The organism is Pseudonocardia sp. (assembly GCF_025465255.1).
In the GTDB taxonomy this organism is placed as follows: domain Bacteria; phylum Actinomycetota; class Actinomycetes; order Mycobacteriales; family Pseudonocardiaceae; genus Pseudonocardia.
Genome location: NZ_JAODNI010000048.1, coordinates 1 through 13,643, shown reverse-complemented (window position 1 = coordinate 13,643; position 13,643 = coordinate 1). Strand labels below are relative to the sequence as shown.

General features: G+C 73.1%; 13 protein-coding genes and 1 pseudogene. 7 read left to right on the top strand and 7 right to left on the bottom strand.

Annotated features, from left to right (window positions below; translation table 11 throughout):
• Nucleotides 1–17: 17 nt before the first annotated feature.
• The 3 genes and pseudogenes from JWP64_RS04670 to JWP64_RS04660 all read left to right on the top strand — a co-directional run.
• Nucleotides 18–312: pseudogene (locus tag JWP64_RS04670) on the top strand (excinuclease ABC subunit A); the annotation flags it as partial.
• The gene (locus JWP64_RS04665; RefSeq protein ID WP_297492650.1) at nucleotides 309–635 is read left to right on the top strand and encodes a hypothetical protein; all 327 of its coding nucleotides are present in this window, start codon (nucleotides 309–311) and stop codon (nucleotides 633–635) included. The pseudogene JWP64_RS04670 and the gene JWP64_RS04665, both read left to right, overlap by 4 nt.
• A gap of 135 nt (nucleotides 636–770) precedes the next feature.
• Nucleotides 771–2,726: a S9 family peptidase gene (locus JWP64_RS04660; protein ID WP_297492647.1), complete on the top strand. Its 1,956-nt coding sequence runs from the start codon at nucleotides 771–773 to the stop codon at nucleotides 2,724–2,726.
• 3 nt (nucleotides 2,727–2,729) lie between these two features.
• Here the strand turns inward: JWP64_RS04660 and JWP64_RS04655 are convergent, their stop codons facing one another.
• From JWP64_RS04655 to JWP64_RS04640, 4 genes are all read right to left on the bottom strand, one after another.
• A complete protein-coding gene (locus JWP64_RS04655; protein WP_297492644.1) occupies nucleotides 2,730–3,629 on the bottom strand; it encodes an amino acid ABC transporter permease in 900 nt (299 codons plus the stop codon).
• A 49-nt stretch (nucleotides 3,630–3,678) separates the two neighbouring features.
• Nucleotides 3,679–4,326 carry an amino acid ABC transporter permease gene (locus JWP64_RS04650; protein WP_297492642.1) on the bottom strand — a complete coding sequence of 216 codons (648 nt, stop codon included), beginning with the start codon at nucleotides 4,324–4,326 and terminating at the stop codon, nucleotides 3,679–3,681.
• Between the two features lie 85 nt (nucleotides 4,327–4,411).
• Complete coding sequence (locus tag JWP64_RS04645; protein WP_297492640.1) at nucleotides 4,412–5,296, bottom strand: glutamate ABC transporter substrate-binding protein; 885 nt, start codon at nucleotides 5,294–5,296, stop codon at nucleotides 4,412–4,414.
• A 41-nt stretch (nucleotides 5,297–5,337) separates the two neighbouring features.
• Nucleotides 5,338–6,066 carry an amino acid ABC transporter ATP-binding protein gene (locus JWP64_RS04640; RefSeq protein ID WP_297492637.1) on the bottom strand — a complete coding sequence of 243 codons (729 nt, stop codon included), beginning with the start codon at nucleotides 6,064–6,066 and terminating at the stop codon, nucleotides 5,338–5,340.
• Nucleotides 6,067–6,218: 152 nt separating this feature from the next.
• Here JWP64_RS04640 and JWP64_RS04635 point away from each other — a divergent pair, with 152 nt between their 5' ends.
• Nucleotides 6,219–6,911 carry a response regulator transcription factor gene (locus tag JWP64_RS04635; RefSeq protein ID WP_297492775.1) on the top strand — a complete coding sequence of 231 codons (693 nt, stop codon included), beginning with the start codon at nucleotides 6,219–6,221 and terminating at the stop codon, nucleotides 6,909–6,911.
• A gap of 4 nt (nucleotides 6,912–6,915) precedes the next feature.
• On the top strand, nucleotides 6,916–8,364 hold the full coding sequence (locus JWP64_RS04630) for a HAMP domain-containing sensor histidine kinase (RefSeq protein WP_297492635.1): 1,449 nt from the start codon (nucleotides 6,916–6,918) through the stop codon (nucleotides 8,362–8,364).
• Here the strand turns inward: JWP64_RS04630 and JWP64_RS04625 are convergent.
• Nucleotides 8,340–9,317 carry a TAXI family TRAP transporter solute-binding subunit gene (locus JWP64_RS04625; RefSeq protein ID WP_297492633.1) on the bottom strand — a complete coding sequence of 326 codons (978 nt, stop codon included), beginning with the start codon at nucleotides 9,315–9,317 and terminating at the stop codon, nucleotides 8,340–8,342. The genes JWP64_RS04630 and JWP64_RS04625 overlap by 25 nt on opposite strands.
• 66 nt (nucleotides 9,318–9,383) lie before the next feature.
• On the opposite strand from JWP64_RS04625, the gene miaB reads away from it, so the two are divergent.
• Both miaB and JWP64_RS04615 read left to right on the top strand, forming a co-directional pair.
• Nucleotides 9,384–10,874, top strand: a complete 1,491-nt coding sequence (gene miaB, locus JWP64_RS04620; protein ID WP_297492630.1) for a tRNA (N6-isopentenyl adenosine(37)-C2)-methylthiotransferase MiaB — start codon at nucleotides 9,384–9,386, stop codon at nucleotides 10,872–10,874.
• Nucleotides 10,871–11,365 carry a hypothetical protein gene (locus JWP64_RS04615; protein WP_297492627.1) on the top strand — a complete coding sequence of 165 codons (495 nt, stop codon included), beginning with the start codon at nucleotides 10,871–10,873 and terminating at the stop codon, nucleotides 11,363–11,365. Before miaB ends, JWP64_RS04615 begins: the two co-directional genes overlap by 4 nt.
• Here JWP64_RS04615 and JWP64_RS04610 read toward each other — a convergent pair.
• Together JWP64_RS04610 and JWP64_RS04605 are read right to left on the bottom strand one after the other, a co-directional pair.
• Entirely contained in the window at nucleotides 11,362–12,015 is a 654-nt protein-coding gene (locus JWP64_RS04610; RefSeq protein ID WP_297492625.1) for a hypothetical protein, read from the bottom strand. The two genes, JWP64_RS04615 and JWP64_RS04610, sit on opposite strands and share 4 nt — an antisense overlap.
• A gap of 296 nt (nucleotides 12,016–12,311) precedes the next feature.
• On the bottom strand, nucleotides 12,312–13,559 hold the full coding sequence (locus JWP64_RS04605; protein ID WP_297492773.1) for a DUF349 domain-containing protein: 1,248 nt from the start codon (nucleotides 13,557–13,559) through the stop codon (nucleotides 12,312–12,314).
• Nucleotides 13,560–13,643: the final 84 nt, after the last annotated feature.

Genomic DNA, 13,643 nt, shown 5'->3' with positions numbered 1-13,643 from the left:
TCCCCGTCCCGAAACGGATGCACGAGGAGGGGCACGTGTACGTCCTCGACGAGCCCACCGCCGGCCTGCACCTGTCGGACTGCGGGCACCTGCCGGAGCTGCTCGACCGGCTCGTCGACGGGGGCAGCTCGGTGATCGTCATCGAGCACAACCTGGACTCATCGCGCACGCGGACCACGTCGTCGACCTGGGGCCGGACGGCGGCGACGCGGGTCGATCGTCTTCCAGGGCACCCCGGCCGAGCTGCTCAGCGCCGGGACGCACACCGGGGAGCATCTCGCCCGGCACGTGGGTGCCACGATGAGCAGGTGACGAGAGCGGGCGTGCGCGAGGTGGTCGTCGTCCACGACACCGGCTGCCCGCGCTGCTCGCGGATCGCCCGGGAGCTGCCCGAGTGCGTCACGGTGAAGGTCCGGGTGCGCTCGTGCTCGGAACCGCGCCTGGCGGAGATCTATCCGAACCTGCCGCGCACGGTCGCCGGCTGCGGGACCCCCGCGGTCGGCGTGCTCCGCAAGGACGGGCGGGTGCGCTGGTGGACGGGCCTGAGCGGCGCCGTCGGGCTGCTCCCGGTGCTGCGCCCCGGTGCCCTCCTGCGGGCGGCCGCGCTCCTGCGCGACGCCGCCCGGATCCGCTGAGGCCGCCCACACGTCACAAGTGCCGGGAGCGCGGTGGCCGCCGGGTGAGCTCGTGCCGCGTCGGTGTCGAGGCGCGACACGAAAGCGCCACGGGCGGCCCGCCGGACGCCGTCGCCTCGGACTAGCGTTGATGCCGTGACGATCACCCCGTACGGTGCCTGGCCCACCCCGATCACGTCCGAGCTGGTCCTGTCCGCGGCGGTGCGGCTGGCCGGCGTGCAGGTCGACGGGGACGCGGTCGTGTGGGCGGAGGGCCGGCCGGGCGAGGGAGGCCGCACGCAGCTCGTCCGTCGGGCGGCCGACGGCACGACCACCGACCTCCTTCCCGACGGCTTCGACGCCCGTACCGGCGTCCACGAGTACGGCGGCGGCGCGTGGAAGGTCCGCGACGGCGTCGTCTGGTTCAGCAACTGGGCGGACCAGCGGCTCTACCGGCTCGTGCCGGGCGGTGAGCCCGAGCCCCTGACGCCGGAGTCGGTGCTGACCCGCGGGGACCGCTACGCGGACGTCGACGTGTCGCCGGACGGCTCCGTGCTCGTCGCGGTCCGGGAGCACCATCCGGTGCACGGGCAGGGCGCGGCCGACGTCCGCAACGAGATCGTCCGGCTGTCGGCGGACCGACCGTCGGAGCCTGAGGTGCTGGTCACCGGCCCGGACTTCGTGGCGAGCCCACGACTGTCCCCCGACGGCCGCAGGCTGGTCTGGGTGTCCTGGGACCACCCGTCGATGCCCTGGGACGACACCGTCCTCAGCGGGCGGAACCTCGTCACCGGGGACGAGGCGATCGTCGCGGGCGGCCCGGGGGAGTCCGTGTCCGAACCCCGCTGGAGCGCCGACGGCGCCCTCCACTTCCTCTCGGACCGCACCGGCTGGTGGAACGTCTACCGCTGGCTGCCGGGCACGGACATCGTGCCGGAGGTGCGGATCAACGCCGAGATCGGTGAGCCCGGGTGGGCGCTCGGCGGCTCGCGGTACGTGGTGCTCGACGGCGGGGAGATCGTCTTCGCCCGCTGGCAGGCCGGGTACGACGGCCTGGCCGTGCGCCGGCCGGACGGCACTCTCACCGACGTCGACGTGCCGTTCTCCGCGATCGCCATGGTGCGGGCGAGCGGGCCCGGGGAGGTCGTGCTCGTCGCGGGGACACCGACGGAGGAGCCGGGCGTGCACCGCGTCAGCGTGGCGGACGGCCGCACCGAGACCCTGCGGCCGCCGCGCGACCTCGGCCTGGACACCGGGTACCTGTCCGTCCCCGAGGCGGTCTCGTTCCCGTCCGTCGACGGCCAGGGGGCGCCCCGGACCGCGCACGCGCTGTTCTACCCGCCCGCGAACCCGGAGCACGAGGGGCCGCAGGGGGAGCTCCCGCCGCTGCTCGTAGTGATCCACGGCGGGCCGACGTCGTCCGCGGTACCGGTGCTGTCGGTGAACGTGCAGTACTGGACGAGCCGCGGGTTCGGCGTCGTCGACGTCAACTACGGGGGTTCGACGGGCTTCGGGCGGGCCTACCGGGACGTGCTGAAGGGTGCCTGGGGAATCGTCGACGTCGCGGACTGCCTGGCCGCCGCGCGCTGGCTCGCCGAGCAGGGCCGGGTCGACGGCACCCGGCTCGCCATCCGCGGCGGCTCTGCCGGCGGCTACACGACCCTGGCGGCCCTGGCCCGCGAGGACACGCCGTTCGCGGCGGGGGCGGACCACTACGGCGTCGCGGACCTGGAGGCGCTGGCGGCGGACACGCACAAGTTCGAGAGCCGCTACCTCGACGGCCTGGTCGGGCCGTATCCCGAGGCCCGCGACGTCTACGTGGAGCGCTCGCCGATCCACCACGTCGAGCTCTTCAGCCGGCCGCTGATCGTGCTGCAGGGCTCCGAGGACGCGGTCGTCCCGCCGAACCAGTCCGAGGCGATCGTCGGCGCCCTGCGGGCCCGCAAGGTGCCCGTCGCCTACCTGGTGTTCGAGGGGGAGCAGCACGGCTTCCGGCGCGCGGAGAACATCCGCCGCGCGCTGGAGGCCGAGCTGTCCTTCTACGCCCAGGTCTTCGGCTTCGGACTGCCGGAGGCGGAGGGCATCGAGCCGGTCCTCGTCGAGAACCTGTAGGTCTCAGAGCGCGCCGCCGCCGCCACCCTGGGCCTGTGACGCGAGGACATCACCCTTGGCCTCGTTCATGGCCTTCGGGTCGGTGCCGACCGCCTTCGGGCTGCGCTTGAGGCGCCGCTCCAGCAGCTTCGACAGCCCGGAGAGGATCAGGCACATGGCGATGTAGATGACCGCGACCACCATCGCGACCTGCAGGATCGGGGCGCCGAGCTGACCCTGGCTGCCCAGGAAGCGCGCCTGGTAGAGCAGCTCGGGGTACAGGATGATGTAGCCGAGTGCGGTGTCCTTGAGCACGACGACCAATTGGCTGAGGATCGTCGGCAGCATCGCGCGCAGGGACTGCGGGAGCAGGACGTTCGTCATCACCTGCGTCTTGCGCATGCCCAGCGCGTACGCCGCCTCGCTCTGCCCCTTCGGCAGCGCCCGGATGCCCGCGCGGAACACCTCGGCGAGCACCGAGCCGTTGTAGAGCATCAGGCCCAGCACGACGGCCCAGTAGGCCGGGATGTCGATGCCGAGGCCGCGGGACACGCCGAAGAACAGGATGAAGATCAGCACCAGCAGCGGTACGGCCCGGAAGAGCTCGATGATCGCTACCGACGGGCGGCTGAGCCACGCGTGCTCGGAGAGTCGGCCGGCGGCGAACACCGCGCCGAACACGAGCGACAGGACGGCCGCGACCGCGAAGGCCGAGAGCGTGTTCCAGAGCGCCTCGAGCAGGAGGTACTGGATGTTGACGTAGGTGATCCAGCTCCACAGCCGGCCCTCGAACTGGCCGGTCTCGATGAAGCGGTAGATCACGAACCCGACGATCGCCAGGACGACGGCGGTGCCGACGACGCCGAGGATCGTGTTGCGGGCCCGGGCCTTCGGGCCCGGGATGTCGTAGAGGACCGCGGTCATGAAGCGCTCCTGGCGGTCGGGGGCCGGTGCTGGTCTCGGGGCCGGGAATTCATCGGGCCGTGCTCCAGCGCCGGTCCAGGTTGCGCTGCAGCAGCGTCAGCGGCAGGACCAGGACGAGGAAGCCGAGCGCCACCCAGAGCAGGCCGACGAACACGTTGTAGCCGCGCTCGGAGAGGTTGGCGTAGATGCCGCCCGCCTCGAGCACCGAGAAGCCGGCGGCGATCGTCGTGTTCTTCAGCAGCGCGATCTGGACGTTGGTCAGCGGCGGGACGACCGAGCGGATGGCCTGCGGCATGACGACCTCGGTCATCGTCTGGCCGAAGGTGAAGCCGAGCGCCCGCGAGGCCTCCGCCTGCCCGACCGGCACGGTGTTGACGCCCGAACGGACGACCTCGCACACGAACGCCGCCGTGTAGAGGATCAGTCCGATGCAGGCGCGCCAGAAGAACGAGACGTCGGCGATCTCGAGCCGGGGGTAGGCGAACGCGAAGAAGAACAGCACGAGCGTGAGCGGCGTGTTCCGGATCGTGTTGACGTACAGGGTGCCGAAGGAGCGCAGGACCGGAACGGGACTCACCCGCGCGCCGGCCAGGACGGTCCCGAGGATCAGGGAGCCGACGGCCGCGACGAGGAAGAGCTTGATCGTGCCGAGGAACCCGTTCCCGTAGAGGCTCAGGTTGTCGAACAGGACGTTCACCGCGGGTCGCTCCTTCGCCGGTGTCGTGCCGCGGGCTACGGGCCGGGGCGGGCGGCCGGAGACCGGCCCGCCCCGGGAGGGTGCGTCAGTACCGCTGGATCGCGGGCGGCGAGGCCGGCGAGCCGGACTTGCCGAGCGTCTCGTCGTAGATCTTCTGCCAGGTGCCGTCCTCGTACGAGGCCTGCAGGATGTCGTTGATCTTGTTGCGGAGGGCGGCGTCGTCCTTGTTCAGGCCGATGCCGTAGGGCTCCTGCGAGAAGGTCTCACCGACGACCTTGAGCTTGTCCGGCTGCTGCGCCGCGTAGCCCTTGAGGATCGCGTCGTCCGTCGTGACGGCGTCGACCTGGTTCGACAGCAGCTGGTCCACGCACTGGGTGTAGGTCTGGAACTCGACGATCTGGTCGGTCAGGCCCTGCTCGCGCACCCGCTGGATCGGGGTGGACCCGGTGACGGAGCAGACCTTCTTGCCCTTGAGCGTGTCCTTGCCGGTGATCGTGCTGTCGTCCGCGCGGACGAGCAGGCTCTGCCCCGCCACGAAGTACGGGCCGGCGAACGACACGAGCTTCTTGCGGTTGTCGTTGATCGTGTAGGTGCCGACGTAGTAGTCGACCTCACCGCGGGCGATGGTGTCCTCGCGGGCGGCGGAGGGGACCGTCTTGTAGGTGATCTTGTCCGCGCCGAAGCCGAGCTTCGCGGCGACCAGGCGCGCGATCTCGATGTCGAAGCCCGAGTACTGGCCGGTCGTGGCGTCCTTGAAGCCCAGGCCGGGCTGGTCGTCCTTGACCCCGACGACGACGCCGTCGCGCGCCTTCATGGCGTCGAAGGTGGGGGAGCCGGCGACCGTGACATTGGCCTCGGCCGTCTCGGAGACCACGGGCGCGGAGGCGCCCGGGCTACCGGACTGCCCGCAGGCGGTCAGGGCCAGACAGCCGGCGAGGACGCCGGCCGCCAGGATGCGCAACTTCTTCATGGGTTCTCCGCTTTTCTGGTTCGGGAAGGGTGGGGAGGCTCTCAGTGCGTGAGGATCTTGCCGAGGAAGTCCTTGGCCCGGTCCGAGTTCGGGGCGGAGAAGAACGTCTCGGGGCTCGCGTCCTCGACGATCTCGCCGTCCGCCATGAAGAGGACCCGGTTCGCGGCGCGGCGGGCGAAGCCCATCTCGTGGGTGATCACGACCATGGTCATGCCGTCGGCGGCCAGACCGGTCATGACGTCGAGGACCTCGTTGACCATCTCGGGGTCCAGGGCCGAGGTGGGCTCGTCGAAGAGCATCACCTTCGGGTCCATGGCCAGCGCACGGGCGATCGCCACGCGCTGCTGCTGGCCGCCGGAGAGCTGCGCCGGGTACTTGTCCTTCTGGTTCGCGATCCCGACCCGCTCGAGCAGCGCGAGCGCCTTCTTCTCGGCGTCGGCCTTGTTCGCCTTGCGGACCTTGACCGGGGCCAGCATGACGTTCTCGAGGATCGTCTTGTGGGCGAAGAGGTTGAAGCTCTGGAACACCATGCCGACGTCCGCCCGGAGCGCCGCGAGCGCCTTGCCCTCGGCCGGGAGCTCCTCGCCGTCGATCGCGATGGTGCCGTTGTCGATCGGTTCGAGCCGGTTGATGGCGCGGCAGAGGGTGGACTTGCCCGATCCCGACGGCCCGAGCACGACCACGACCTGCCCCGCGTCGACCTCGAGGTTGATGTCGCGGAGCACGTGCAGATCGCCGAAGTGCTTGTCCACACCCGACATCGAGATCATGGGAGTACCGGTCGTTGCTGTCATCTGGGTCCTCCGAGCATGGCGCGAGCCTGGGCGAATCGGACAGCGGAGTCCACCACTTTGGTGAACCTTTAGGGTTTCGCTCTGATAACGACCCGTCGATGGTCGATCAAGCGGGGGAGGGTGGACACGTGCACATCCTGCTCGTGGAGGACGACGACCGCATCGCGGCCGCACTGCGGCCGGCCCTGCACCGGCACGGGATGACAACGACCCGGCTGGACCGCGGGCGCGGCGTCGTCGACCATCTCGGCGGGGTCGACGTCGTGTTGCTGGACCTCGGCCTGCCGGACGTCGACGGCGTCGACGTGTGCCGGGCGATCCGCGACGTCAGCGAGGTCCCGGTGATCGTGGTGTCCGCCCGCGGCGAGGTCGACGACCGGATCCTCGGCCTGCACTCCGGTGCGGACGACTACGTGGTCAAGCCCTACGACGTCGGCGAGCTGGTGGCCCGGATGCACGCCGTGCAGCGCCGCCGGGGCACCGTCGCGGGGCCGGCCCTGGAGGTCGTCGCGGTCGACGGCGTGCTGATCGACCTGGGCCGCCACGCGGTCTCGGTCGACGGCCGGGACGTCGCGCTGACCCGCAAGGAGTTCCAGGTCCTGGCCCTGCTGGCCGGGGCGAAGGGGGCGGTCTGCACGCGCAACCGGATCGTCGCCGAGGTGTGGGGGCGCAGCTGGCCGGGCGCCAACCGGACCCTCGACGTGCACGTCGCGACCCTGCGCACGAAGCTGGGCCGCCCGGAGCTGGTCCAGACCGTGCGCGGCGTCGGCTACCGGCTGGGCTCGGGAGGGACCGGCGGCGCGGGCCGGGACGTGGGCTGACGCCGTGCGGGCCCGGCTGCTGGTGATCGTGTGCGTGCTCGTCGGGCTGCTCGCCGTCGGGCTCGGGGTGCCGCTCGCGATCGCCGACGCGCGCGCCGAGCAGCAGACCCTGTTCACCGACCGGCTGACGGACACGATCTTCTTCGCCTCGCGCGCCCAGCGGCCGATCACCGAGGACAGCGCGGTCGGGCTGGCCGAGGAGCTGGCGCGCTACGACGAGGTCTACGGCGTCGCGGTGACGATCGTGGACCGCAGCGAACGGGTCGTCGCCGCCTCCCGGCGAGACCCGCCGGTGCTGGACGCGGAGGGGCGGACCCGATTACAGGTGGCGCTGGCCAGCCGCCGCTCCGCCTCGTACCCGCTGCTCCTGCCGTGGGACACCCGGCCGATCGTGCTGGCCGAACCCGTGCTCGTCGACGGCGAGGTGCGCGGCGCCGCGATCACCGTCTCGCCGACCGGGCCGCTGCGGGAGCGCGAGCTGAGGATCTGGTCGCTGGTGGCGGCGGCCGTGCTGGTGGCCCTGTGCCTGGGCGTGCTCGTCGCGGTGCCGCTGACCCGCTGGATCCTGCGCCCGGTCCGCCGGCTCGACGAGGGCACCGGCCGGGTCGCGCGCTCCGTGCTCGCCGGGCGGCCCGCCGAGCCGGTCTCGGACGGCACCGGCCCGCCCGAGCTGCGCCGGCTCACGGCGTCGTTCGACCGGATGGCCGAGACGGTGACCCAGGCGCTCGCCGCCCAGCGCGCGTTCGTCGCGGACGCGAGCCACCAGCTCCGCAACCCGCTGACCGCGCTGCGCCTGCGGCTGTCCAACCTCGAGGGCCGGGTGCCGCCGGAGGCCGCGGAGGAGCATTTCGCGGCGCTGGAGGAGGCGGAGCGGCTCTCCGGCGTCCTCGACGGGCTGCTGGCCCTGGCCCGCGCGGAACGGGATTCGAGCGGCGACTCCGGCGCCGTCACCGAGATCGACCGCGCCGTCGACGACCGGCTCGACGCCTGGCGTCCGCTCGCCGAGCACACCGGGCTGCGGCTGCTCCGGGGCGGCGCCCGCGGCCTGTGGGTGCGGATGGCGCCCGGCGGGATCGAGACGCTGCTGGACGCGTTGCTGGACAACGCGATCAAGTTCACGCCGGCCGGCGGCTCGATCACCGTGACGGTGCGCCCGGTGCGGACCGACGACGCCGAAGCCGACCCCGGCGTCGACATCGCCGTGCTGGACTCCGGGCCCGGGATGGACCCGGACGAGCTGGAGCGGGCGACGGACCGGTTCTGGCGCGGCCCGGGCCAGAGCAACGTCGAGGGCACCGGGCTGGGTCTGGCGATCGCGGCGCGTACCGCGGAACTGTCCGGGGGTGCGCTGCGCCTCGAGCTGCCGTGCGGAGGGGGCCTGCGGGTCACCGCGCGGCTGCCGTGGGCCCCGCACGCCGCGGCCCCGGCTCAGGCGTCCTTGGACTCCCGGTAGAAGCGTTCGGCCCCCGGGTGCAGGGGGACGGGCTGGGTGCCGATCGCCGTCCGCGCGTCGATGGTGACGGCCGCGGGGCCCGCCTCGGAGAGCCGCTGCTGCTCGTTGAACAGGGAGTGCACCAGCGCCTCGGCGAGGTCGTCCTCCATCGAGGCCGGGACCAACAGGATGTTGCGCGTGAGCAGGGTGCTGACCGCCTCGCCGATTCCGTACGTCGAGGCCGGGACGGTGCCGGAGGAGTAGACGGGGTGGCGCTCGCGGACGGCCGGCAGGTCGTCGCCGAGGTCCAGCAGCCGGACGGGCAGCTCCTGGGCCAGCGTCGCGATCCCGGTCGTCGGCAGGCCGCCGGACCAGAAGAACGCGTCGATCGTGCCCGCGCGCAGGGCGTCGCAGGCGTCCTGGAGCCCGAGCTCGGACGGCGTGACGTCCCGGGCGGCGTCCAGGCCCGCGGCCGCGAGCACCCGCTGGGCGATGACCCGGTAGCCCGAGGTCTGCGGGCCGATCGAGACCCGGGCGCCGCGCAGGTCCGCGAGCCGCTGGTAGGGCGCGTCCCGGCGGATCACGACGTGCAGCGCGTCGTCGTAGATCCGGGCCAGGCCGCGCAGGGCCCGCGGCCCGTCGGCGGGGACGGTCCCGATCATCTCCGCGGCCGTGTCCACCTGGCTGAACGCGACCTCCGCCGCGCCGGCCGTCAGCCGGGCGAGGTTGTCCGGCGAACCGAACGTCGTGAGCACCTCGGGCGGGGTGGACAGATGCAGGTCCTCGCGCCAGATCTCGGACAGCGTCGTCCCGAGCCGGGAGTAGACCCCCTGGGCGACCCCGGCCGCGATCGGCAGCCGGCGGTCCGCGAACGGCGCCCCGCACCCGGCGGCGCCGCCGAGGCCGGCAAGCAGCCCGAGCCCGCCCGCGGCACGCAGCACCGTCCGGCGGGGGAGGGCGCGGGGCGGCGGCACGCGATCATCCTCCCGCTCCGGGGCTCGCTTGTCGTCCCCGCCGTCCCGGGGCCTACCCTCGGGGGCGTGACCCGCAGCTACACCATCCGCACCTACGGGTGCCAGATGAACGTGCACGACTCCGAGCGCATGGCCGGACTGCTCGAGTCGGCGGGGTACACGCGGGCGCAGGACCCGGACGTCGCGGACGTCGTCGTGTTCAACACCTGCGCGGTCCGGGAGAACGCGGACAACAAGCTCTACGGCAACCTGGGCCACCTGCGGCCCGCGAAGGTCGCCAACCCGGACATGCAGATCGCCGTCGGCGGGTGTCTGGCGCAGAAGGACCGCGAGACGATCACGCGCAGGGCGCCCTGGGTCGACGTGGTGTTCGGCACGCACAACGTGGGATCGCTGCCGACGCTGCTGGAGCGGGCGCGGCACAACGCCTCCGCGGAGGTCGAGATCCTGGAGTCGCTGGAGGTCTTCCCCTCCACGCTGCCCGCCCGCCGCGAGTCCGCCTACGCCGGCTGGGTCTCGATCTCCGTGGGCTGCAACAACACCTGCACGTTCTGCATCGTCCCGGCGCTGCGCGGCAAGGAGCGGGACCGGCGGCCGGGCGACATCCTGGCGGAGGTCGAGGCCCTCGCCGCGGACGGCGTGCTGGAGGTGACCCTGCTCGGGCAGAACGTGAACGCCTACGGCTCCGAGTTCGGGGACCGGGGTGCGTTCGCCTCGCTGCTGCGGGCCTGCGGGACCGTCGACGGGCTCGAGCGCGTCCGCTTCACCTCGCCGCACCCTCGGGACTTCACCTCGGACGTCATCGCCGCGATGGCCGAGACGCCGAACGTCTGCCCGCAGCTGCACATGCCGCTGCAGTCCGGCTCGGACCGGATCCTGAAGGCCATGCGCCGCTCGTACCGGTCGGCGCGGTTCCTCTCGATCCTGGACGAGGTGCGCGAGTCCATCCCGCACGCCGCGATCTCGACGGACATCATCGTCGGCTTCCCGGGCGAGACCGAGGAGGACTTCGAGGGCACCCTCGAGGTCGTGCGCCGGGCCCGCTTCGCGCAGGCCTTCACGTTCCAGTACTCCAAGCGCCCCGGGACCCCGGCTGCGGACCTGCCGGACCAGCTGCCCAAGGCCGTCGTCCAGGAGCGGTACATGCGGCTCGTCGAGCTGCAGGAACAGATCTCCTGGGAGGAGAACCGGGCGGTCGAGGGCCGCGAGGTCGAGGTGCTCGTCGCCACGGGGGAGGGCCGCAAGGACGGCGCAACCCACCGGATGAGCGGTCGCGCCCGGGACGGCCGGCTGGTCCACTTCGCGCCGGGCTCGGCCTCCCCGCGCCCCGGTGACCTCGTCACCGTGCGGGTCGACTACGGCGCGCCGCACCATCTCGTCTCCGACGGTGGCGTGCTCGCCCACCGCCGCACCCGCGCGGGCGACGCGCACGAAACCGGGCAGCGACCTGGTGGCGCTCCGACCGGGCTCGGCCTACCGTCGTTCGGGGCGCCTGTCGCCTCGCCCGATCCCGCGCCCGGCTGTGGCGCTCTCGTCCCGGAAGGGGCTCATCGATGACCTCGCCGCAGAACGGCAAGCGCTCCGACCGTCCCTTCCCCGAGGAGCTGTCCTCCCTGGAGATCGAGCTCGCGGGCGTCGCGAAGCGGGTGGAGCGGCGGTTCGACCCCGGCGCGACCGCCATGGTCGTGGCGGTCGGCGTCGTCGCGCTGATCGGCGCGCTGCTGCTGCCGTGGGTCGGGCCGGCCGCGGGCTGGCAGATCCTCGTCGGCGCGGAGTGGTTCGGGGTGCTGCCCCGGATGTTCACGGTCACCGCGCTCGCCTTCGGGGTCATCACGTCCGCCCTCGCCCTGACCACACGGTTCTGGGCGGTCGCCTGGCTCTCCGCGGTGGGCTGCGGCATCTCCTTCGTCAACGGCCTGTGGGCGATCTGGTCCCGCCAGATCGGCATCCCGCAGGGTCTCGACGGCCCGGGGCCGGGCCTGCTGCTGGCGGTCGTGGTGGTGCTGGTGCTGGCGGCGACCTGGGCCAGGATCGCGCTGCGCCGCTAGGTCTTCATGCTCGCGATCCGGGCGGCGGACGTACGCGTAGCGTCCGTCTCTCCGCCCGAATCGTGATCACCTCGCCCTTGTGAGCGCGGCCCGGATCTCGGCGACGACCTGGGTGGGCCGCTTCTGCAGGTCGTGCCAGGTGAACCGCGGCACCGTCCAGCCGGCCGCGACGACGAGCGTGTTCTGCTTCCTCCGGTCCGTGCGAACCGGTCCGCGTCCACGCGCCACGCCCACCCGTCGACCTCGATCGCCACCTTCACCTCCGGGAACCCGAGGTCGATCTCGTAGGGGCCGAACCGGATGCCGCGGGCCCAGCCGTCGAGCCCGCCGTCGCGGAGCAACTTGATCAGGATCCGTTCGGCGGCGGGGTCCGTGCGGTCCGCCGCCGCGACGAGCAGCCGTCGCACAGCGGGAGCTCGCTTCGCGTTCACGCCGTCGTCGAGGGCGGCCGCCACCTCGAGCACCGTCAGCGGGACGTCGGTGACCCAGATGCCGTGGATCCCGACGAGATCGCGCCGGTCGAGATCCCGTCGGCGTACTCGAATCCCGGACGGCGCCGTCGGCCCGGATCTCCGGCGAACCGTGACCTCGACGGTCTCGGGTGCGCGGGGAAGCAGCTCGTGCCGGAAGGCCGCGGCGAGCCCGGACACCGGGACGGACCCGCCGCCGGGCGCCGCTCCGAACCCGTCGGCGGACCGCGGGTGCGGCGTCCCGCAGGAGGCCGCCTGGCCGAGCGTGATGAGGCCGTCCTGGCGGGCGAGCAGGTGCTGAAGGGGACGGGGGCATCCGCGCAGGATGGCCGCGCCGGCGTGCCGGAGAAGCCGGATCCGCGGACCTGGTTGCGATCGTGAAGGGGGTCTCCCTCAAGATCACGAATCGGGCGGTGAAACGGACGTCACGCGCACGTTTCGCCGCCCGGATCGGGATCATGGACTGCGGGGCCGGGCTACCGGCCCTCGACCGCCTGCTGGGCCGTCTCCAGCCACTCCCGCCAGGTCGCGGCCTGGCGCTCGGCCTCCTCGGCGCGGCGGGTGTCCCCGGCGGCGCGGGCCTTCTCCGCCTGCGCCTCGAACTGCGCGACCCGGTCACGGAACTGCGCGACCCGGGCCTCGGCCTCGGGATCGGTGCGCTTCCACTCCCGGTCCGCGGCGTCGCGCACCTTCTCCTCGACGGCGCGCAGCCGGGACTCCAGCGGACGGATGTCGTCCCGGGGGACCTTGCCGATGGCCTCCCAGCGCTCCTGGATGTCCCGCAGCGCGGCCCGCGCGGCGTCCGCGTCCCGGGTCTCGATCTTCTCGGCCTCGTTGAGCAGGGCCTTCTTGGCCTCGGCGTTCGCGGCGAACTCCGAGTCCCGCTCGGCGAACACGGCGGAGCGGCGGGCGAAGAACGCGTCCTGGGCGCCGCGGAAGCGCTGCCAGAGCGAGTCGTCCGCGTCCTTCTGGGCGCGGCCCGCGGCCTTCCACTCGGTCATCAGGTCCCGGTAGCGGGCCGCCGTGGGACCCCAGTCGTCGGACTCCGTCAGCGACTCGGCCTCGGCGACCAGCTCCTCCTTGCGCGTCTTCGCGCCGGCGCGCTGCCGGTCCAGGTCCGCGAAGTGCGAGCCGCGGCGGCGGTTGAACGCCTCGCGGGCCTTGGAGAAGCGCTTCCAGAGGGCCTCGTCCGTCTTGCGGTCGATGCCCTTGATCGTCCGCCACTCGTCGAGGATGGCCTTGAACCGGTCGCCGGCCTGCTTCCACTGGGTGGACTCGGCGGCCATCTCCTCGGCCTCGACGGCCAGGGCCTCCTTGCGGGCGACGGCCGCGCTCCGTTGCGCGTCCCGGGCGTGCCGGGCGGCGCCGACGGCCTCCTCGGCGCGGGCGATCAGCTCGTCCAGCCGGGCCCCGAGCGCGGCGACGTCCCCGACGACGGCGGCCTCGGCCAGCCCGTCGCGCAGGGCGCGGGCGCTGGTCAGGGCGTGCTTGGGGTCCCCACCGCCGGTCGCGAGCCGGGCCGCGAGCAGCTCGGTCTCGGTGAGCATGTCGTCGAAGCGGCGGGCGAAGTGCGCCAGCCCCTCCTCGGGCGTGCCGGCCTGGAACGAGCCGACGACGCGCTCGCCCTCCGCGGCGAAGAGGTAGATCGTGCCGTCCGGCTCGAATCGGCCCCACCGGGCCGGGTCCGTGCTCGCGTGTGGCACGGGCGACGGCTCGACGGCCACGGCGGGCGTCTCCGCGACGGGTGCGGCGGCGGGGGTGGGGCGCGGCCCGGGAGGCGGGCCCGGGCGGGCACCGCCCGCGGGCGG

Coding starts and splice junctions, on each gene's coding strand:
- JWP64_RS04645 (WP_297492640.1), bottom strand. CDS start 5,296: ATGAAGAAGTTGCGCATCCTGGCGGCCGGCGTCCTCGCCGGCTGTCTG.
- JWP64_RS04640 (WP_297492637.1), bottom strand. CDS start 6,066: ATGATCTCGATGTCGGGTGTGGACAAGCACTTCGGCGATCTGCACGTG.
- JWP64_RS04655 (WP_297492644.1), bottom strand. CDS start 3,629: ATGACCGCGGTCCTCTACGACATCCCGGGCCCGAAGGCCCGGGCCCGC.
- JWP64_RS04615 (WP_297492627.1), top strand. CDS start 10,871: ATGACCTCGCCGCAGAACGGCAAGCGCTCCGACCGTCCCTTCCCCGAG.